The 20,220-nt window shown below is 70.1% G+C and carries 17 protein-coding genes and 2 tRNA genes; 14 read left to right on the top strand and 5 right to left on the bottom strand.

All coding sequences use genetic code 11. From position 1 onward, the window contains the following. Positions 1-5: 5 nt before the first annotated feature. The 6 genes from AC1DX8_RS06800 (at position 6) to AC1DX8_RS06775 (ending at position 8,616) form a co-directional block, all read left to right on the top strand. Positions 6-1,373, top strand: a complete 1,368-nt coding sequence (locus AC1DX8_RS06800) for a glutamine synthetase family protein (protein ID WP_477629156.1) — start codon at positions 6-8, stop codon at positions 1,371-1,373. After that, positions 1,370-2,743: an aldehyde dehydrogenase family protein gene (locus AC1DX8_RS06795; protein ID WP_477629155.1), complete on the top strand. Its 1,374-nt coding sequence runs from the start codon at positions 1,370-1,372 to the stop codon at positions 2,741-2,743. Before AC1DX8_RS06800 ends, AC1DX8_RS06795 begins: the two co-directional genes overlap by 4 nt. 27 nt (positions 2,744-2,770) lie before the next feature. Then, a complete protein-coding gene (locus AC1DX8_RS06790) occupies positions 2,771-3,538 on the top strand; it encodes a 3-oxoacyl-ACP reductase (protein ID WP_477629154.1) in 768 nt (255 codons plus the stop codon). Between the two features lie 7 nt (positions 3,539-3,545). Then, on the top strand, positions 3,546-4,283 hold the full coding sequence (locus tag AC1DX8_RS06785; protein WP_477629153.1) for a gamma-glutamyl-gamma-aminobutyrate hydrolase family protein: 738 nt from the start codon (positions 3,546-3,548) through the stop codon (positions 4,281-4,283). Between the two features lie 340 nt (positions 4,284-4,623). Continuing rightward, the gene (gene cimA / locus AC1DX8_RS06780) at positions 4,624-6,204 is read left to right on the top strand and encodes a citramalate synthase (RefSeq protein ID WP_477629152.1); all 1,581 of its coding nucleotides are present in this window, start codon (positions 4,624-4,626) and stop codon (positions 6,202-6,204) included. Positions 6,205-6,303: 99 nt separating this feature from the next. Beyond that, entirely contained in the window at positions 6,304-8,616 is a 2,313-nt protein-coding gene (locus AC1DX8_RS06775; protein WP_477629151.1) for a putative bifunctional diguanylate cyclase/phosphodiesterase, read from the top strand. A 50-nt stretch (positions 8,617-8,666) separates the two neighbouring features. On the opposite strand, the gene AC1DX8_RS06770 is transcribed toward AC1DX8_RS06775, so the two are convergent. Both AC1DX8_RS06770 and argG read right to left on the bottom strand, forming a co-directional pair. After that, positions 8,667-9,329: an RNA polymerase sigma factor gene (locus AC1DX8_RS06770; protein WP_477629150.1), complete on the bottom strand. Its 663-nt coding sequence runs from the start codon at positions 9,327-9,329 to the stop codon at positions 8,667-8,669. A 150-nt stretch (positions 9,330-9,479) separates the two neighbouring features. After that, positions 9,480-10,898 carry an argininosuccinate synthase gene (argG, locus tag AC1DX8_RS06765; protein ID WP_477629149.1) on the bottom strand — a complete coding sequence of 473 codons (1,419 nt, stop codon included), beginning with the start codon at positions 10,896-10,898 and terminating at the stop codon, positions 9,480-9,482. Between the two features lie 244 nt (positions 10,899-11,142). Here argG and AC1DX8_RS06760 point away from each other — a divergent pair, with 244 nt between their 5' ends. Beyond that, positions 11,143-11,844: a PadR family transcriptional regulator gene (locus tag AC1DX8_RS06760; protein WP_477629148.1), complete on the top strand. Its 702-nt coding sequence runs from the start codon at positions 11,143-11,145 to the stop codon at positions 11,842-11,844. Here AC1DX8_RS06760 and AC1DX8_RS06755 read toward each other — a convergent pair. After that, positions 11,748-12,713: a 3-methyladenine DNA glycosylase gene (locus tag AC1DX8_RS06755; RefSeq protein WP_477629147.1), complete on the bottom strand. Its 966-nt coding sequence runs from the start codon at positions 12,711-12,713 to the stop codon at positions 11,748-11,750. The genes AC1DX8_RS06760 and AC1DX8_RS06755 overlap by 97 nt on opposite strands. Positions 12,714-12,865: 152 nt before the next feature. Then, positions 12,866-13,042, bottom strand: a complete 177-nt coding sequence (locus tag AC1DX8_RS06750) for a hypothetical protein (protein WP_477629146.1) — start codon at positions 13,040-13,042, stop codon at positions 12,866-12,868. An 83-nt stretch (positions 13,043-13,125) separates the two neighbouring features. Between AC1DX8_RS06750 and AC1DX8_RS06745 the strand changes: the two genes are divergently transcribed. The 5 genes from AC1DX8_RS06745 (at position 13,126) to AC1DX8_RS06725 (ending at position 16,872) form a co-directional block, all read left to right on the top strand. Beyond that, positions 13,126-14,079, top strand: a complete 954-nt coding sequence (locus AC1DX8_RS06745) for a GlxA family transcriptional regulator (protein WP_477629145.1) — start codon at positions 13,126-13,128, stop codon at positions 14,077-14,079. Between the two features lie 42 nt (positions 14,080-14,121). Next, the gene (locus AC1DX8_RS06740; RefSeq protein ID WP_477629144.1) at positions 14,122-14,898 is read left to right on the top strand and encodes a fumarylacetoacetate hydrolase family protein; all 777 of its coding nucleotides are present in this window, start codon (positions 14,122-14,124) and stop codon (positions 14,896-14,898) included. Between the two features lie 72 nt (positions 14,899-14,970). Next, positions 14,971-16,500: a glutamate--tRNA ligase gene (gltX, locus tag AC1DX8_RS06735; protein ID WP_477629143.1), complete on the top strand. Its 1,530-nt coding sequence runs from the start codon at positions 14,971-14,973 to the stop codon at positions 16,498-16,500. Positions 16,501-16,616: 116 nt separating this feature from the next. Continuing rightward, positions 16,617-16,688 (top strand) — tRNA-Gln (locus AC1DX8_RS06730). A 108-nt stretch (positions 16,689-16,796) separates the two neighbouring features. Beyond that, a tRNA-Glu gene (locus AC1DX8_RS06725) sits at positions 16,797-16,872 on the top strand. Positions 16,873-17,113: 241 nt separating this feature from the next. Here AC1DX8_RS06725 and AC1DX8_RS06720 read toward each other — a convergent pair. Continuing rightward, positions 17,114-17,857, bottom strand: coding sequence for an IclR family transcriptional regulator (locus AC1DX8_RS06720; protein ID WP_056922488.1), 744 nt, complete (start codon positions 17,855-17,857; stop codon positions 17,114-17,116). A 152-nt stretch (positions 17,858-18,009) separates the two neighbouring features. On the opposite strand from AC1DX8_RS06720, the gene leuC reads away from it, so the two are divergent. Further along, a complete protein-coding gene (gene leuC / locus AC1DX8_RS06715) occupies positions 18,010-19,428 on the top strand; it encodes a 3-isopropylmalate dehydratase large subunit (RefSeq protein WP_477629142.1) in 1,419 nt (472 codons plus the stop codon). Continuing rightward, positions 19,428-20,021 carry a 3-isopropylmalate dehydratase small subunit gene (gene leuD, locus AC1DX8_RS06710; protein WP_477629141.1) on the top strand — a complete coding sequence of 198 codons (594 nt, stop codon included), beginning with the start codon at positions 19,428-19,430 and terminating at the stop codon, positions 20,019-20,021. The genes leuC and leuD overlap by 1 nt, the downstream gene beginning before the upstream one ends. Positions 20,022-20,220: the final 199 nt, after the last annotated feature.

The raw sequence follows: 20,220 nt of genomic DNA, 5'->3' as shown, positions 1-20,220 counted from the left end.
CCCGCATGACTGCTCCACCACAGCTCACCGTCGAGCAGCTCCGAGCCGACATCGCCGCCGGGGTGGTCGACACGGTCATCGTCGCGTTCACCGACATGCAGGGGCGCCTGCAGGGCAAGCGCATCCACGCCCAGTTCTTCCTCGACTCGGTGCTCGGTCACGGCACCGAGGGCTGCAACTACCTGCTGGCCGTCGACGTCGACATGAACACGGTGGACGGCTACGCCATCAGCTCGTGGGAGCGCGGCTACGGCGACATGATGTTCGACCTCGACCTCGCCACCCTCCGCCGCACTCCGGGCCAGCCCTACTCGGCCACCGTGCAGTGCGACCTGTCGTGGCTCGACGGGAGCGGGCTCGTGCGGGAGTCACCGCGGTCGGTGCTCAAGGCCCAGGTCGACGCGGCAGCCGAGCTCGGCTTCGTCGGGCTCACCGGCACCGAGCTCGAGTTCATCGTCTTCGAGGACTCCTTCGACCAGGCCTGGGACCGGCGATACCACGGCCTCACCGGCGCCAACCGCTACAACGTCGACTACTCGATCCTCGGCGGCACGCGCGTGGAGCCGCTGCTGCGCGACATCCGCAACGAGATGTATGCCGCGGGCGTCACCGTCGAGAGCGCGAAGGGTGAGTGCAACCTCGGCCAGCACGAGATCGCGTTCCTCTACGACGAGGTGGTGCGCACGTGTGACAACCACGTCGTCTACAAGACAGCGGCGAAGGAGATCGCCGCCAACCACGGCAAGTCGTTGACCTTCATGGCCAAGTTCGACGAGCGCGAGGGCAACTCGTGCCACATCCACCTCTCGTTGCGCGGCGCCGACGGAGGCATCGTCTTCGCGGACGACGACCGCGACGGTGGACGCAGCCCGGTCTTCGAGCACTTCGTGGCGGGCATCCAGACCACCATGCGAGAGCTCACCCTCCTCTACGCCCCGAACGTCAACTCCTACAAGCGTTTCCAGCCGGGGTCGTTCGCCCCCACCGCCATCGCGTGGGGCACCGACAACCGCACCTGTGCCCTGCGGGTGGTCGGCCACGGCGCCGGCCTGCGGGTCGAGAACCGCGTGCCCGGCGGTGACGTCAACCCCTACCTCGCCGTCGCCGGGATGCTCGCAGCAGGGTTGCACGGCATCCGCGAGGAGATCCCGCTGGAGCCTGCCTTCGAGGGCAACGCGTACGCCTCCGACAAGGACCGCGTGCCGTCGACCCTCGCGGAGGCGCGGGACCTGTTCGCGGCGTCGGAGTTCGCGCGGGGCGCCTTCGGTGACGAGGTGGTCGACCACTACGCCCACGCCGCAGACGTCGAGCTCGCGGCCTTCAACGCCGCGGTGACCGACTGGGAGCGGATCAGGGGGTTCGAGCGACTGTGAGCCTGCACCAGGTCGTCAATCCCGCCACCGAAGCGGTGGTCGCCGAAGTCCCCCTCGCCGACGTCGAGCAGACCGACGCCGCCATCGCCGCGGCCGAGGCTGCGGGCGCTGCGTGGCGCGCGGTGGCGCCCGCCGACCGCGGACGCCTGCTGCGGCGGTTCTCCGAGCAGGTCGACGCCCACAGCGAGGAGCTGGCCCAGCTCGAGGTGGCCAACTCAGGTCACACCATCGGCAACGCGCGGTGGGAGGCCGGCAACGTCAGGGACGTGCTGGCCTACTACTCGGCGGCCCCGGAACGGCTGTTCGGCCGCCAGATCCCCGTGGCCGACGGCCTGGACGTCACCTTCAAGGAGCCGCTGGGCACGGTGGGCATCATCGTCCCGTGGAACTTCCCCATGCCGATCGCCGGGTGGGGGTTCGCCCCGGCCCTCGCCGCGGGCAACACGGTGGTGCTGAAGCCCGCCGAGCTGACGCCCCTGACCGCCATCCGACTCGGTGAGCTGGCCCTGGAAGCCGGGATCCCCGAGGGGGTCTTCACGGTGATCCCGGGCAAGGGCTCGGTCGTGGGGGAGCGGTTCGTGACGCACCCGTCGGTGCGCAAGGTGTGTTTCACCGGGTCGACGGCCGTCGGGCAGCGGATCATGCGGGGCGCTGCAGACCAGGTCAAGCGGATCACCCTCGAGCTCGGTGGCAAGAGCGCCAACATCGTCTTCGAGGACAGCGACCTCGAGAAGGCAGCCGCCACGGCACCCTACGGCGTGTTCGACAACGCAGGTCAGGACTGCTGTGCGCGCAGCCGGATCCTCGTGCAGCGCAGCGTGTTCGACCGGTTCATGGAGCTGCTCGAACCGGCCGTGAAGGGGGTGGTCGTGGCCGATCCCGGCGACGAGGCCACCGAGATGGGCCCGCTCATCAGCGCCGGGCAGCGCGAGACGGTGCGTTCCTACGTCGAGGACGCGACCGAGGACGTCGATGTCGCATTCCGCGGCCAGGCCCCGACCGGCGACGGGTTCTGGTACCCCGCCACCGTGGTCCTGCCGAGGGCCACGACCGACCGGGTCTGGCAGGAGGAGGTCTTCGGGCCGGTCGTGGCCGTCATGCCGTTCGACGACGAGGCCGACGCGGTCACGAAGGCGAACGACACGGCATACGGGCTGTCGGGGTCGATCTGGACCCGCGACGTGGGGCGCGCCCTGCGCGTCGCCCGCGGCGTCGAAGCCGGCAACCTGTCGGTCAACTCGCACAGCAGCGTCCGCTACTCCACCCCGTTCGGGGGGTTCAAGCAGTCGGGGATCGGGCGCGAGCTCGGGCCCGACGCCCTCGACGCCTTCACCGACGTGAAGAACGTGTTCATCTCCACCCTGAGCTGACTCAACAACTTCCTGAGAGGACATCACATGGCAGGCAGGCTCGACGGCAAGGTGGCCGTCGTCACGGGCGGGTGCTCCGGCATCGGTCTGGCGACCGTCCGCCGGTTCGCCCAGGAGGGCGCCAAGGTCGTGGTCGGAGACCTCGACGACGTTGCTGGAGAGGCGCTGGCCGAGGAGATCGGCGGCGCCTACGTCCACTGCGACGTCGCCTCCAAGGACGACGTCGACCGCCTCTTCGCCACCGCGAAGGAGCGGTTCGGGCGGCTCGACATCGCGTTCAACAACGCCGGCATCAGTCCTCCCGAGGACGACTCGATCCTCGACACCGACCTCGAGGCCTGGCGCCGCGTGCAGGAGGTCAACCTCACGAGCGTCTACCTGTGCTGCAAGGCCGCTCTGCCCTACATGCTCGAGCAGAAGTCCGGGTCGATCATCAACACCGCGTCGTTCGTGGCCGTGATGGGTGCCGCGACGTCGCAGATCTCCTACAGCGCCAGCAAGGGTGGCGTGCTGTCGATGACCCGTGAGCTCGGCGTGCAGTTCGCCCGGGACGGGATCAGGGTCAACGCCCTGTGCCCCGGACCGGTCAACACCCCGTTGCTCAAGGAGCTGTTCGCCAAGGACGAGGAGCGCGCCGCCCGGCGCCTCGTGCACGTGCCGATGGGTCGGTTCGGCGAGCCCGAGGAGATGGCCAACGCCGTGCTCTTCCTCGCCTCCGACGAGTCGAGCTTCATGACCGCCTCGACGTTCCTGGTCGACGGGGGGATCTCCGGCGCCTACGTGACCCCGCTGTGAGGCCCGCATGAGTCGACCGTTGATCGGGATCACCTGCTACGTCGAGCCGGCGAGCCGCGGCGACTGGAAGGACGTGCCGAGCGTCGTGCTGCCCCACGACTACGTCAGGCAGGTCAAGGATGCCGGTGGCACGCCGATCGTCATCCCGCCGTGGACCGATGTCGACGACGAGGCCGCGCTGGAGATCGTGGCGCGCATCGACGGGCTGGTGATCGCCGGCGGCGCCGACGTCGACCCCGCTCTGTATGCCGCGTCGGAGCGCCACCCGCACGTCCAGGAGGCCCGTCCGGACCGGGACGCGTCGGAGACCGCCCTGGCCCGCGCTGCAGCCTCGGCTGACCTGCCCCTGCTGGGCATCTGCCGCGGGATGCAGGTGATGGCCGTGGCGGCCGGAGGTGTCCTCGAGCAGCACGTGCCCGACCGTGTCGGCCACGTCGACCACTCCCCGGCGGTCGCGGTCTACGGGCACCACGTGGTCACCACCGTCCCGGGCACCCGGCTCGCCGCCCTGCTCGGCGACGAGACCGACGTGCCCAGCTACCACCACCAGTCGGTCCTGACCCACCCCGGGTTCGAGCCCTCGGCCTGGGCGTCGGACGGCACCCTCGAGGCGATGGAGGACCCGGATGCGCGGTTCCGGCTCGGGGTGCAGTGGCACCCCGAGGTGGGCGACGACCCGAGGCTGTTCGAGGCCCTGGTGGCAGCGGCTCGCGAGCGCCGCGACTCCACCGCCCGGTCGATGTAAACCCGCCGGAGATCACCGGCGGGTTTACATCGACCGAAGGAGGCCGGTGCAGTTTTGACCAGATGGCGGACCTGGGGTTCAGTCGGTGGACCGGACCTGCCACAGTGGTCCCGTGACCTCCTGGCACATGGCTACCACCATGGTGATTATCGACTAGCGCGACGAGACTCCCTCGTCGCGCAGACCTCCCACACCCGGGGGGTCTTTTGCTTTGTGTGGCGCTGCCTCGTGCAGCCGACACGACGCCAGGGCAGCTGCCGGCACAACCCAGCCGGACAGAGGGGCGCGATGACGGGGAGAATGACCACCAGGACAGATGACGACTCGGCGAGGAATGACGATGAGCGACCTGCACGTCTACGACACCACCCTGCGCGATGGCGCGCAGCAGGAGGGGCTCAACCTCTCCGTGTCGGACAAGCTCGCCATCGCCCTGCACCTCGATGAGCTCGGCGTCGGGTTCATCGAGGGCGGCTGGCCCGGCGCGAACCCCAAGGACACCGAGTTCTTCGCCAGGGCCCAGACCGAGCTGCGGCTGCGCAACGCCACGCTCGCGGCCTTCGGCGCGACCAGGCGGGTCGGGGGCCAAGCGGCCACCGACCCCCTGGTGCGCGCCCTGCTCGACAGCCAGGCCCCGGTGGTGACCCTCGTGGCGAAGTCCCATGTGCGCCATGTCGAGTCGGCCCTGCGGACCACCCTCGAGGAGAACCTCGCCATGGTGCGTGACACCGTGTCGTTCCTCGCCGGGGAGGGGCGCCGGGTCTTCCTCGACGCCGAGCACTTCTTCGACGGGTATGCCGCGAACCGCGACTACGCGCTGGAGGTCGTGCGGGCGGCGATGGAGTCGGGAGCCGAGGTCGTCGCGCTCTGCGACACCAACGGGGGCATGCTGCCCGACCAGGTCGCCGACGTCGTCGCCGATGCGGTCGCGGCCACGTCTGCGCGGGTCGGCATCCACTGCCACAACGACACCGGGTGTGCGGTCGCCAACTCCATGGCAGCCGTCGATGCCGGCGCGACGCACGTGCAGGGGACCATCAACGGCTACGGCGAGCGCACGGGCAACGCCGATCTCCTCACCGTGGTCAGCAACCTGCAGATCAAGCGCGGGCTGCCGCTGGTCGAGACCGACCGGCTGCGCGAGGCCACCCGCATCGCCCACTCGATCAGCGAGATCACCAACGTGCCGCCCTACTCCCGGCAGCCGTACGTCGGGGCGAGCGCCTTCGCGCACAAGGCCGGACTGCACGCGAGCGCGATCAAGGTCGACCCCGACCTCTACCAGCACACCGACCCGCAGCACGTCGGCAACGACATGCGGATGCTGGTGTCCGACATGGCCGGGCGGGCGAGCATCGAGCTGAAGGGCCGCGAGCTCGGTTACGACCTGTCTGACGACAACGACCTGCTCACCCGGGTCCTGGCCCGCGTCAAGGAGCTCGAGCTGCGCGGCTACACCTTCGACGCGGCCGATGCGTCCTTCGAGCTGCTGCTGCGCCGCGAGGTCGAGGACGGCGGCTACGACTTCTTCGAGGTCGAGTCGTGGCGGGTCATCACCGATGCCCGGGGAAACGAGGATGCGCTGTCCGAGGCGACCGTCAAGGTCGTCGCGGGCGGCGAGCGGGTGGTGGCGACGGGCGAGGGGAACGGTCCGGTCAACGCCCTCGACCACGCCCTCCGCCGTGCCCTGGCGCCGGCCTACCCCGAGCTCGACAAGCTCGAGCTGATCGACTTCCGGGTGCGCATCCTCGATGCCGCCCACGGCACCGACGCGGTGACGAGGGTCCTCATCGAGACCTCGGACGGTTCGACCTCGTGGGAGACCATCGGGGTGGCCGGCAACATCATCGAGGCTTCGTGGCAGGCCCTCGTCGACGGGGTCACCTACGGGCTGGTCCGGGCCGGGGTGCCGGTCCGGTAGCCGAACCTCCCCCGAGTCGCGCGTAATGCGCGGCCCTCCCAGAACGTCTCAACACGTGGAGATCTCTGGCAGCGGACGAGGGGGGAGGGGTGGACGCCGGTGAGCGGTGCAGAGGTCTCGGGCACCCACGGCATGAAGGAAGAGGTCTTCAGCCGCCAGGTCACCGCGGCCATGCGAGTGGCCTCGCCGGCGAACCTGGCCAACGCCGCGAGCATCATCACGCTGGCGCTCTACGTCGCCCTGCCGGGGCACCCCGTCGTCGCCCTCGTGTGGATGGCGCTGGCCCTGCCGGCGGCAGCCCCGCGAGCCGCGGTCTGGTGGCTGGGGCAGCGCCGCCTCGCGAGGCCGCAGGGTGCTGCCCTCATCCGCCGCTACTACCGCATCACGATCCTCGAGGTCGTGCTCCAAGGCGTGCTCAACACGGTCCTGGTCGGCTACCTCCTGCCCCGGGTCGACACGGGCCGTCAGGTGGTCCTGGTGGCCAGCTTCGCCGGCATCCTCGGCGCGGGGACGGTCGCCCTCTCGACGGTCCGGTCGGTCGGCATCGTGTGGGTCGTCATCCACGTCCTCGGTGCGGTGCCGACCTTCCTGGCCATGGACCGCCCGGCCTACGACGTCCTGACCGCCCAGCTCGTCGTCTACGGCGCCGTCCTCGTCGTCGGCGGCGTCTACCTGGCCAACTCGTTCCGTCGGCGGTCGATCGCCGAGATCGACGCGCGGCACGCGCAGCAGCTCGTCGAGCTGCTCCTCGACGACTTCGAGGACGGTTCGCGCGACTGGCTCTGGGAGACCGACGCCGACGGCGCCCTGACCCACGTGTCGGAGCGCCTCGCCGAGGTGTCGGGGTACTCCGTGGGCGAGCTCCGTGAGCTGGGGCTCGTGGAGGTGTTGGCCCGTCTCGCCCAGCCGTCGGACGACGGTCGGCGGTCCGTCGAAGCGCTGCAGGACCAGCTGGATCGAGGGGTCGACATCCGTGAACACCTCCTGCACGTGCAGGTGCAGGGATCCGATCGGTGGTGGGCCGTCTCGGCGAAGCCCAGGCGGGGTGAAGACGGGGCGGTCATCGGTTGGCGCGGTGTCGGGGCGGACACGACGCAGGCGCACAACCACGCCCAGGAGCTGGTGCGCCTCGCGCAGACTGATCCGTTGACGGGCCTGGCCAACCGGCGACTCTTCCAGGACACCCTCGAGTCGCTGCTCCGTGCCGACCGGTCAGCCGGTGAGGTCCACCTGGCGATCTTCGACCTCGACAACTTCAAGGCGGTCAACGACACCCTGGGGCATTCCGTGGGTGACGAGCTCCTGGTGATGGTCGCCTCCCGCCTGGCCGCGCACCGCAACGGCGACTTCGTCGCCCGGCTGGGTGGTGACGAGTTCGCCGTCGTCACCCAGCCATCGACCCAGCCGGAGTTCCCGGAACTGCTCTTCGCGCCCTACCAGGAGCTTTTCGTCGAGCCCTTCACCGTGCGTGGCAACCGTCTGACCGTGAGCGCCAGCGTCGGCTGCGCCCACGCCGCCCCGCGCAGCATCCCCGCGGACGACCTGGTCGGCATGGCCGACCTGGCCCTCTATGACGCGAAAGCCCTCAGCCCAGGGCGGTTGAGCTCGTTCACGACGGTGATGAGCCTGCGGGCCCGTCAGCGGGCCGCCCTCCTCGCCGACCTCGCTTTGGCCATCCAGCGGGAGGAGTTCCTGTTCTACTACCAGCCCCAGCACGACCTCGTCACCGGGAAGGTGGTCGCCACCGAGGCGCTCCTGCGCTGGCAGCACCCGACGCGCGGCCTGCTCTCCCCGGTCGCCTTCCTCGACGTGGCGGAGGAGTCCGGCCTGCTCGTGTCCATCGGCAGCCTCATGCTCCGCCAGGCGTGCCGGAAGGTGTCGACGCTGGCCGGCGACGTGCGGCTGGCGTTCAACGTGTCGCAGGTGGAGCTGAGTGCGAGCGACTTCCTGGAGGACCTGGACCGCGCCATGCAGGAGTTCGAGGTCGCGCCGGGTCGTCTCGAGCTCGAGGTCACCGAGTCGGCTGCGGCCACTCCCCAGACGGAGGCCATCCTCCGGGAGGTGCAGCAGCTCGGGGTGCGGATCGCCATCGACGACTTCGGGGTCGGCTACTCGTCGTTGGCCCGTCTCCAGCGGATGCCGGTCGACGTGCTCAAGGTCGACCGGGGCTTTGCCGCGGCGTTGCGCTCGACCACTGCGCGCTCGAGCGACGCAGCGCTGGCGATCATGAAGTCGGCCGTCGACATCGCCGCTGCCCTGGGCATCCAGGCCCTCGCCGAGGGCATCGAGGACTCTGCCCAACTCGGACAGGTGCGCAGCCTCGGTTTCGACCTGGCGCAGGGCTACTTCATGGCGACGCCGGCCCCGGACGTCACCCGCCACCTGCGACTGGTCGACCCGCCGCAGGGCTGAGCCTCGGGGCTGACTCGGGGCTGGCTCGGGGCTGGCTCGGGGAGACCGGTTCAGGCGGACCCGCGCGCCGACCTCCGCCCTTCGCGGCCGCCGTCCTCCTCGTCCGAGGTGCGAGCGAGGTATGCCGTGCGCAGCCCGCCCCGGGCGCGAAAGCTCAGCGCCGYAGCGGCATTGGCGTTGAGTCCCATCCGCGCGCCGGCGACGGCCAGCGGTTCCCCGACGATGATCGTGCGCCACAGGATCTCGCGCCACCGGGGTGGCAGCGAGGACAGCACCTCGATCACCAGGTCGTCCTCGAGGACCAGGTCGGCGGCGTCGGCTTGCTGCCGGTCGAGGACCTCGGGGTCTCCGACGAGGAACTCGTGGGCCTCCTTGCGGATGCGGTCGACGTAGAGGTGGCGGATCGTCGTGGCGAGGTAGGGCCGCAGCAGGCGGTCGGGGCCGGAACCGTGCAGCACCGAGGTGAAGACCCGGGAGAACGCATCGCTGACCAGGTCGTCGGCGAGGATCGGCCCGCAGACCCCCCGCGCGGTGCGCAGCGCGGAGGAGTAGTGACGCTCGTAGAGCGCCGACATCGCCGACACGTCGCCCGACCGGAGCGCTGCCAGGAGCACGAGGTCTTCCTCTGTCGCGGGGTCGGCAACGGGCGACGGGCTGGTCTTGACGGCGTCGTCGTGCGACATCGCGCGCACGGGGACCTGCATTCCCTCCATGCACGGTTGACGCATGAAAGGGGGAACTGTGACGCGGGTCACGCCGACCGTGCGGTGGGGAGTCCGGTGGCGCACTCCCGGCGGCGCGCTCCCGACGGCGCACTCCCGACGGCGCCGACCCGGGGTCAGCGTCGGCCGGGCGACGCTCGGTCAGTCGGTGCCGGACTCCATCGCCGCGCGGTCGAGCGCGTCGTCGTCCGCGTCCTGGGCCCTCGGGTTCGACGAGATCGCCGTGGCGCCGCCGGGCTCGAGGTCGCCCACGAGGTCCTGGTGACGCGCGACCAGCTGGCCCTGCGCGGCATACAGCTCGAGCTTGGCGCGCGAGTCGGCGATGTCGAGGTTGCGCATGGTCAGCTGACCGATGCGGTCGACCGGGCCGAACGCGGCACCCTCGGTGCGCTCCATCGAGAGCTTCTCGGGGTGGTAGCTGAAGGCGGGGCCCGTCGTGTCGATGATCGAGTAGTCGTCACCGCGCCGCAGGCGCACGGTCACCTCGCCGGTGACGACGGAGGCGACCCAGCGCTGCAGCGACTCGCGCAGCATCAGCGACTGCGGGTCGAGCCAGCGGCCTTCGTAGAGCAGGCGGCCGAGTCGGCGGCCCTCCGCGTGGTAGTTGGCGATGGTGTCCTCGTTGTGGATCGCGTTGAGCAGGCGCTCGTAGGTGATCCACAGCAGGGCCAGGCCGGGGGCCTCGTAGATGCCGCGGCTCTTCGCCTCGATGATGCGGTTCTCGATCTGGTCGGACATGCCCAGGCCGTGGCGGCCGCCGATGGCGTTGGCCTCGTCGACGAGCGCGACCGCGTCGGGGAAGACCCGACCGTTGATCGCCACCGGTCGACCCTGCTCGAAGCGGACCGTGACGTCCTCGCTGGGGATGGCCACGGACTCGTCCCAGAAGGGCACGCCCATGATCGGGTCGACGATCTCCATGCTCTCGTTGAGGAACTCGAGCGTCTTCGCCTCGTGGGTGGCGCCCCAGATGTTCGCGTCGGTCGAGTACGCCTTCTCGGTGCTCGAGCGGTAGGGCAGGTCACGGGCCTGCAGCCACTCGGACATCTCCGTGCGCCCACCGAGCTCGGTGACGAAGTCGGCGTCGAGCCACGGCTTGTAGATGCGCAGTGCCGGGTTGGCCAGCAGGCCGTAGCGGTAGAAGCGCTCGATGTCGTTGCCCTTGAAGGTGGATCCGTCGCCCCAGATGTCGACGCCGTCGGCCTTCATCGCGCGCACCAGCAGGGTGCCCGTCACTGCCCGGCCCAGGGGAGTGGTGTTGAAGTACGTCTTGCCGCCGCTGCGGATGTGGAAGGCCCCGCACGCGATGGCGGAGAGCCCCTCCTCGACCAGCGCCGAGCGGCAGTCGACCAGGCGCGCGAGCTCGGCGCCGTACGCACCGGCGCGGTCGGGCACCGTGTCGATCTCGGGCTCGTCGTACTGGCCCAGGTTGGCGGTGTAGGTGCAGGGGATCGCCCCCTTCTCCCGCATCCAGGCAACGGCGACAGAGGTGTCCAGACCGCCCGAGAAGGCGATCCCGACACGCTCACCAACAGGCAGGGACGTCAGAACCTTCGACACGGTAGGTCAGCCTACGGGCCGCCCGACGGTCGCGTGCACGGGTCCGCTCCGTGGCTGCTCCCGTCCGCAACCTGAGCGCCCCCCAAGGTGCTCAGGTTGCAGGAACGGGGACGGCGGGCTTGACATCGATATATCGATGAGGGCATGATTCGATATATCGACAACAGACTGTCGACCGTGCGAGAGAGAGCCGCCCGACCAGAGCGACGGCCCCCGCACCACCAGACTTCACAGGAGTGACCCCATGAACCGCATGAACCTGAACATCCAGATGTCCCACCCCCGCCGAGGACGCGGCGCCTCGGTCAACGGGCCCGGCGCCGGCTTCGGACCCGGGGGCGGCTTCGGCCCGGGCCACGGCACCGGTTTCGGTCCGGGATTCGGCGAGGGCCGCGGTCCTCGTGGCGGCGGCCGTGGCCCGCGTCGCGGGCGCCGCGGTGACGTCCGCAGGGCGATCCTCGCGCTGCTCGCCGAGGAGCCGATGAACGGCTACGGCATCATCACCGCCATCGCCGAGCGCTCCGACGGCTCGTGGCAGCCCGGTCCCGGATCGGTCTACCCCGCGCTGCGCTCGCTCGACGAGGAGGGGCTGATCGCCCCCGATGAGTCCGACGAGGACCCGCGCCGCAAGGTCTTCGCCCTCACCGACGACGGTCGCGCGTACGCCGAGAACCATGGCGACGAGCTCGCCCGGGCCTTCGCCGACGCGACCACGCCGCGGCGCGGCTTCCGCGAGATGCGCCGCGAGATCGGTCAGCTCGTCGTCGCGGTCGAGCAGGTCGTCGTGGCCGGGCAGCCAGCCCAGATCGAGGCGGCACAACAGGTGCTCGCCGAGGCCCGCCGCTCGCTCTACCGCATCCTCGCGGAGGACGTGCCCGTGACCGGGACCTCCGCCGAGTCGCCCGAGTCCACTGCGTCCCGCGAATCCACCGAGTCCGCCGAGTAACCACCGTCGACCGCGTCCAGGGCCTGCAGGAGTCGCTCCCGCAGGCCTTGTCCGCGTGCAGCGAAGTCGCGCTGCGCAGCGGCATACTCGGCCCGGCCCTGCGGGGTCTCGATGGCGACGGGCAGGTAGCCGAGGGCGCTGAGGTCGTACGGCGACGCCCGCATGTCGAGCTCGCGGATCTCCCTGGCGAGCTCGAAACAGTCGAGCACGAGGGCGCTCGGCACGGCGGGCACGAGCTTCATGCACCACTTGTAGAGGTCCATGCCGGCGTGGAGGCATCCCGGCTGCTCGAGGGCGACCTGGTCGTCGCGGGTCGGCTGAAGGACGTTCAGCGACCTGGCGGGTGGTGTGTAGAACCGGAACGCGTCGAAGTGGGTGCACCGGATCTGCAGTGCGTCGACGACACCGTCGGTGCCGGTCGGCCCGAGCCGCAGGGGCCAAGCGGCGTGCCGCACCTCGTCGGGCGACTGGCGGTAGACCATGGCCCACTCGTGCAGCCCGAAGCACCCGAGCTGCGCCGGCCGCGCGTGGGTCGCCGACACGAGTCGTCGCACGAAGGCGACGGTCGTGGCCCGCGCCTCGAGGTATGCCGCCGTGTCGAGCACGCTGCCGCCGTCCAGGTTGCGGTAGAACCGCCACGACCCGCGGTCCAGCTGGGCGGCACCCGCGAGGACCACGTCGGGTCCCGGGTGCCAGCGACGCAGCTGGGACGGCTTGAACGGGTAGTAGGTGAAGAGGAAGTCCTCGACCGGGTGGGCGGTGCTCGTCTGGCGACGGGCCCGGTGGCCGGCGGTGGCGGCGTCGACGCGGTGGGCGTGGTCGGCCTCGAGGGCCTGCCACGCCGACTGCTCGAGCACCGCGGCGACCATGGGCACCAAGGCTAACCGCGCGGCATACCGCTCAGTGTCCGGCTCCGCGCCGGAGGACAGCGGCCGCCGCAGGCAACACGGCCGTTGCTCGATGRAACGGGATCTGTGGACGCCGTTTCGTCGAGCAACGACCGTCTTGCGGGCGCGGGCGGTCACGAACGGGCGGTGACGTCGTGCAGGACGCGGTCCCAGTCGTGGTCGAGGTCGCTGAAGGCGATGGTGGAGTCGGCTCCGTGCGGTGCGTGGGGGAGCGACCAGGTGCGGCGGTGGTGACGCTCGATGGCGAAGACCAACGCAGTGACAAAGGCGATGAGAACGATGATTTCCATGTCTGTAATCATGCGCTCACCCGAATGCAGCCACGAGTGGCAGAACTGACGCGAGGGGCGGTTTTTCTGCCATACTGCCGTGCATGGCCCTGTCCACGATCGCCGCACTCATCACCGACCCCGTCGCCATGTTCGAGACCGCCATCGCGTGCGAGGTCTTCGGGTTGGACCGCACCGACGACGGGGTGCCGCCGTTCACCTTCATGATGTGCGGCGAGACTGCCGGTGCGCCCGTCCCGACGACCAGCGGCGGCGCCCTGACGCCGACCCACCAGTGGCAGGACGCCCTCGACGCGGACCTCGTCGTGATGCCCGCCGGTGGGGTGCGCGACTCCTACCCGGAGGAGCTGCTCGACGTGATCCGCGGAGCCCACGCCCGCGGTGCCACCATCCTGTCGATCTGCACGGGGGCGTTCATCCTCGGCGAGACCGGACTGCTCGACGGGCTGACCGCGGTGACGCACTGGCGGTATGCCGAGTCCTTTGCCCGGCGCTTCCCCAAGACCACCGTGTCGATGGACGTGCTCTACCTCGACCACGGGCAGATCGTCACTGGCGCCGGCACGGCGGCGGGCATCGACGCGGTGCTCCACCTCGTGCGGCGCGAGCTCGGCTCGACAGTGGCCACACGGATCGCGCGCCGGATGGTGGTGCCCCCGCAACGGGACGGGGGCCAGCGCCAGTACGTCGAGGCGCCTTTGCCCGAGACCGACTGCGAGAGCATGCAGCCGGTGCTCAACCACATCACCGAGAACCTCGACGCTCCCCACACGGTGCCCGAGCTGGCCCGCCTCGCGATGATGTCCGAACGCACCTTCGCCCGCCGGTTCGTCGCCGAGACCGGCACGACGCCGCACAAGTGGCTCGTCCAGCAGCGGGTGCTGCGCGCGCGCGAGCTGCTCGAGTCGACCGACCTGCCGGTGGAGTCTGTCGCGTCGCACAGCGGGTTCGGGTCGGCAGCGTTGCTGCGCACCCACTTCCAGACCGTCGTGGGCACGTCACCGCAGCGCTACCGCCGCGAGTTCTCGGCCCGCTGAGGGTGTGCCGCAGCGGACCCGGAGCCCGGATAGGCTCCACGGGTGCGCATCGCGAGATACACCACCGGTGAGGACCCCTCCTACGGCATCGTCGAGGGGGAGCCGGGCCGAGAGTTCATCGCCCAGGTCCAGGGCGACCCGCTCTACCAGCCGATCGTGCTGACCGGCGAGACCGTGCCACTCGAGGAGGCCCGACTCCTCGCACCGGTGATCCCGCGCAGCAAGGTGATCGGCATCGGTCGCAACTACGCCGACCACGCCAAGGAGATGGGTGGCGAACCCCCGGCGCAGCCGTTGATGTTCCTCGTCCCCAACACCGCGGTCGTCGGTCCCGGAGACCCCATCGTCATGCCTGCCGGCGCCCAGGAGATCTCCTACGAGGGCGAGCTCGCCGTCGTCATCGGCCGGATCGCCAAGGACGTCCCTCGCGAGCGGGTGTCAGAGGTCGTCTACGGCTACACCTGTGCCAACGACGTGACCGCGCGTGACTGGCAGCGCGGCGACGGACAGTGGGCCAGGGCCAAGGGTTTCGACACCTCCAAGCCCTTGGGTCCCTGGATCAGCACCGACCTCGACGTCTCCGACCTGCGCATCCAGAGCCGGATCGACGGCGAGACCCGCCAGGACGGCCGCACCGCGGACATGATCTTCGACGTCGAGACCCTGGTGTCCTACGTCAGTGCGGCCTTCACCCTCCTGCCCGGTGACGTGATCCTCACCGGCACGCCGGCGGGAGTCGGGCTCGTCGAGCCGGGCCAGCGGGTGGACGTGGAGATCGAGGGCATCGGCACGCTCAGCAACACCTTCGTGCGCCGCTGAGCGGAGGTATGCCGCGCGGCCGGCCACGCGGCATACGGCACCTGTGTGCGTGGTCCCTAGAATCGGGGCACCATGACTGAGACGCCCGCCACCGCACCCCGCCTCCGCGTCGCGCCGTCACCCACGGGTGACCCGCACGTCGGCACCGCCTACATGTCGCTGTTCAACCTGGCTTTCGCGCGACAGCAGGGCGGGTCGTTCGTGCTGCGCATCGAGGACACCGACCGGGCGCGGTTCCGCGAGGACAGCGAGAAGCAGGTCTTCGAGACGCTGCACTGGCTCGGGCTGCAGTGGGACGAGGGCCCGGACGTCGGCGGTCCCTACGCGCCGTACCGGCAGTCGGAGCGGCTGGACACCTACCGTCCCTACGTCGAGCGGCTGCTGGCCGACGGTCGTGCGTACCACTGCTGGTGCTCGACCGAGCGCCTCGCGCAGATGCGCGACATGCAGCAGAAGCTCAAGCAGCCCACCGGCTACGACCGGCTCTGCCACGGCAAGACCCGCGAGGAGCGGGCCGACCTGCCGGGCTTCAACGAGACCCCCGTCGTGCGGATGCTCATCCCCGAGGACGTCGAGCTGACCTTCGACGACCTCATCCGTGGCCGTGTCTCCGCTCCGCGTCCTGACGACCAGGTGATCCTCAAGGGCGACGGTTTCCCGACCTACCACCTCGCCGTCGTCGTCGACGACCATGAGATGGGGATCACCCACGTCGTGCGCGGTGAGGAGTGGATCTCCAGCACTCCCAAGCACATCCAGCTCTCCAAGGACCTCGGGCTGGAGCCGCCGAAGTTCGCGCACATGCCGCTGCTGCGCAACACCGACAAGTCCAAGATCTCCAAGCGCAAGAACCCCGCTGCGCGCCTCACGTGGTTCAAGGAACAGGGCTACCTGCCCGAAGCCTTGGTGAACTTCCTTGCGCTGCTTGCCTATCCGCCGAAGCAGGGCCCCGACGGCGAGGACGTGGAGATTTTCACGTTCGAGGAGTTCAGCCAGGACTTCGACTGGAAGAAGGTCAACCCGGTCGGCCCGATCTTCGACCTCAAGAAGCTCGACTGGCTCAACGGTGTGTACGTCCGAAGCCTCGACGTGGGGGAGCTGGCCTCACGGTTGCTGCCGTTCCTCGAGTCCGACGGGGTGCTCGGTGACAACCCGAGCCTGGGTCAGCTCGCCCGGCTGGAGAAGGTCACGGAGCTCATCCAGACCCGAATGGTGCTGCTCACGGAGGCCAGCGCACTGGTGCGGCCGTTCTTCATCGGTGACGACGAGATCGAGGTCGCCGAGGACGCTCGGGCCCAGCTCAAGGACGACTCGGGTGCGGTGCTGGCGGCCGCGCTCAAGGCCCTCGAGGACGTCGACGACACCCGCTCCGGGGTGCTCGGGTCGGACAGCGGCTGGACCGCCCCCGCCATCGAGGCAGCCCTGCGCGCGGCGATCGTCGAGGAGATGGGCATCAAGCCCAAGTTCGCGTTCGGGCCGCTGCGCACCGCGGTCTCCGGCCAGCGGATCAGCCCGCCGCTCTTCGAGTCGATGGAGATCCTCGGCAAGACCTCGACCCTGGCCCGGCTGCACCGGCTGCACGACGACCTCGCCGGTTCCTGACCGTCCGCCCGGCGGGGCGACGGAGCCGATTTGGGAACGCGACCGGCGGGCCGGTAGTATCGCGTCTCGGTTCACTCCCATGAAGGCCTTCGGGCGCGCTGGAAGTGATACCCCCTTGGGGTATGGTGTAATTGGCAACACTACGGTTTCTGGTACCGTCATTCTAGGTTCGAGTCCTGGTACCCCAGCTCAGGCGCAAGCCCTTGTGGCACACGCCGATTCGGAGAAATCCACTTCCTGCCGGTATGGTTCTCTCCGCTGCCCGCGCACTGCAGAGTGCACGGGCAACCAGCTAGGGCCCCGTTGTGTAGCGGCCTAGCACGCCGCCCTCTCAAGGCGGTAGCGCGGGTTCGAATCCCGTCGGGGCTACCAGTAGAAGCCTCCGTCCCCGGACGGAGGCTTCTCCCATGTCCGGCCCCTGAGGTCCCGGCCCCGGCCCCTCGCGTCTTGTTGCGCGCAGGTCGTCACCGACCACGACTTTCGGGGCGTCGCTGGCCACCGCTGGGCAACAAGTCGCAAGGGTGGGGGCAGTGGTATGCCGCGTGGCCGGCTGGGGCCACGCGGCATACCTCCGGTGGTCGTCGAGGGTGGGACGGTGCGCCGCGGGATCGGGTCAGGCGTGGTTCTGCTGCTGTTGCTGTGCGTGGTGACGGGCGAGCACCTCGGTCAGCTTGTTCGCGCCCGCGATCACGGTCGCGGCGTGCAGGCGACCGGGCTGGCGGGAGAGCCGCTCGATCGGACCCGAGATGGACACCGCGGCGACGACGCGGCCGGACGGGCCACGCACCGGCGCGGACACGGAGGCCACTCCCGCCTCGCGCTCGCCGACGCTCTGTGCCCAGCCACGGCGGCGGACGCCGGAGAGCGTCGTCGCGGTGAACTTGGCGCCGTGCAGGCCGCGGTGGAGGCGGTCGGGCTCCTCCCAGGCGAGGAGCACCTGGGCGGCGGAGCCGGCGAGCATGGACAGCGTCGCGCCGATCGGGATGGAGTCACGCAGGCCCACCGGCCGCTCGGCGGCGGACACGCAGATGCGGTGGTCGCCCTGGCGCCGGAACAGCTGGGCGCTCTCGTTCGTGTGGTCGCGCAGCGCTCCGAGCACCGGGCCGGCGGCAGCCAGCAGGCGGTCCTCGCCCGCGGCGGCAGCGAGCTCGGCCAGCCGGGGGCCGAGCACGAAACGGCCCTGGAGGTCGCGCGTGACGAGGCGGTGGTGCTCGAGGGCGACGGCCAGCCGGTGGGCAGTGGGGCGGGCCAGGCCGGTGGCCGTGACCAGCTGGGCGAGGGTCGACGGACCGGCCTCGAGGGCGCCGAGGACGATGGCTGCCTTGTCGAGAACGCCGACTCCACTGGTTGTGTCCATGGCTTGATATTGACGTCTCATTCGCTGAGACGCAAATCCGTGGGCGTGTCTCGCGTGCGAACCTCGGATTGCAGCACAACGCCGTGCTCACGACAGGGCACGACCACGGCCGTGCCCAGATGGGCCGCAAACAGGACAAGAGGGTGGAAGACGTGTCAGGAACGCTGGCCGAGAAGGTCTGGGAAGCGCATGTGGTGCGGCGCGCCGAGGGCGAGCCGGACCTGCTCTACATCGACCTCCACCTGATCCACGAAGTCACCTCGCCGCAGGCCTTCGACGGGCTCCGGCTCGCGGGCCGCACGGTCCGTCGTCCCGACCTCACGCTCGCGACCGAGGACCACAACGTCCCGACGACACCCGGCCCGATCACCGACCTGGTGAGCAAGACTCAGGTCGACACGCTCCGCCGCAACTGCGAGGAGTTCGGGGTCCGCCTGTTTCCCATGGGCCACGCCGAGCAGGGCATCGTGCACGTGGTCGGGCCGCAGCGCGGCCTGACCCAGCCCGGCATGACGATCGTCTGCGGCGACTCCCACACGTCCACGCACGGCGCGTTCGGCGCGCTGGCCTTCGGTATCGGCACGTCCGAGGTGGAGCACGTGCTGGCCACCCAGACGCTGCCGCTCAAGCCGTTCCGCACGATGGCCGTCAACGTCGAGGGCGAGCTCCAGCCCGGCGTGACGGCGAAGGACATCACGCTCGCCGTCATCGCCAAGATCGGCACGGGTGGCGGGCAGGGGTACGTCCTGGAGTACCGGGGGAGCGCCATCCGCGCGCTGTCCATGGAAGCCCGGATGACAGTCTGCAACATGTCGATCGAGGCGGGTGCCCGCGCGGGCATGATCGCGCCCGACCAGACCACGTTCGACTACCTGCAGGGACGCGAGCACGCCCCGACGGGCACGGACTGGGACGCCGCCGTCGCCGACTGGAGCACGCTGCGCAGCGACGACGATGCGGTCTTCGACGCTGAGGTCCACCTCGACGCAAACACGCTGACGCCGTTCGTCACCTGGGGCACCAACCCCGGTCAGGGGCTGCCGCTCGGCGAGTCGGTGCCCGACCCCGAGACGATGGGTGACGACAACGAGAAGGCCGCTGCCCAGCACGCCCTCGACTACATGGGGCTGACCGCAGGCACCCCGCTGCGCGAGATCCGGGTCGACACGGTCTTCGTCGGCTCCTGCACGAACGGGCGGATCGAGGACCTGCGCGCCGCGGCCGAGGTGGTCAAGGGTCGCAAGGTCGCCGACGGCGTCCGCATGCTCGTCGTCCCGGGCTCGGCCCGGGTGCGGCTGCAGGCCGAGGAGGAGGGCCTCGACCAGGTGTTCACCGACGCCGGGGCCGAGTGGCGCCTCCCGGGGTGCTCGATGTGCCTGGGCATGAACCCCGACCAGCTCGCCCCCGGTGAGCGCAGTGCCTCCACGTCCAACCGCAACTTCGAGGGCCGGCAGGGCAAGGGTGGCCGCACCCACCTCGTGAGCCCGCTCGTCGCCGCGGCCACCGCATTGCGCGGCACGCTGTCGAGCCCGGCCGACCTCGTCGACGCCACCTCCGAGGGGAGCAAGTGATGGATGCCTTCACGACCCACACCGGCATCGGTGTGCCGTTGCGCCGCAGCAACGTCGACACCGACCAGATCATCCCGGCCGTCTACCTCAAGCGGGTGACCCGCACCGGGTTCGAGGACGGCCTCTTCGCGGCCTGGCGCAAGGACGAGACCTTCATCCTCAACCACCCCTCGTATGCCGCGGGGTCGGTGCTCGTCGCCGGCGCGGACTTCGGTACGGGGTCGTCGCGCGAGCACGCGGTCTGGGCGTTGCTCAACTACGGCTTCCGGGTCGTGCTGTCGTCGCGCTTCGCGGACATCTTCCGCGGGAACAGCGGCAAGCAGGGGCTGCTCACGGCCCAGCTCGCCCAGGACGACATCGAGCTGATCTGGAAGTACCTCGAGAACGAGCCGGGCGCCTCGGTGACGGTCGACCTCGTGTCGCGCACCGTCACCGCCGGCGACATCGTGGCCCCTTTCGAGGTCGACGACTACACCCGGTGGCGGTTGCTGGAGGGCCTCGACGACATCAGCCTGACCCTGCGCCACGAGCAGGACGTGACGGAGTTCGAGAGCCACCGACCGGCATACAAGCCCTCCACGACGGTGGCTTGAGGCGCGCGGCGCGCCGATGAGCGGAAAAATCGCCGAGAACCACCACCCGGCCCCTGCCGGGCGGGCCCCCGACGCACGGCGTCGGGGGCTTTTCCACTTCTGGGGTGGTTTGATCGCCTTGGAGCCCAACGAAAACCCCTGTGCTGCAACGGATTCCACCATCAATGCCGACGCGCCCCAGAAGTCCCCGGCGTGCCGG

This window comes from Pedococcus sp. P2_A3, from assembly GCF_056405035.1.
This window is presented reverse-complemented; position numbering and strand designations above follow the sequence as displayed.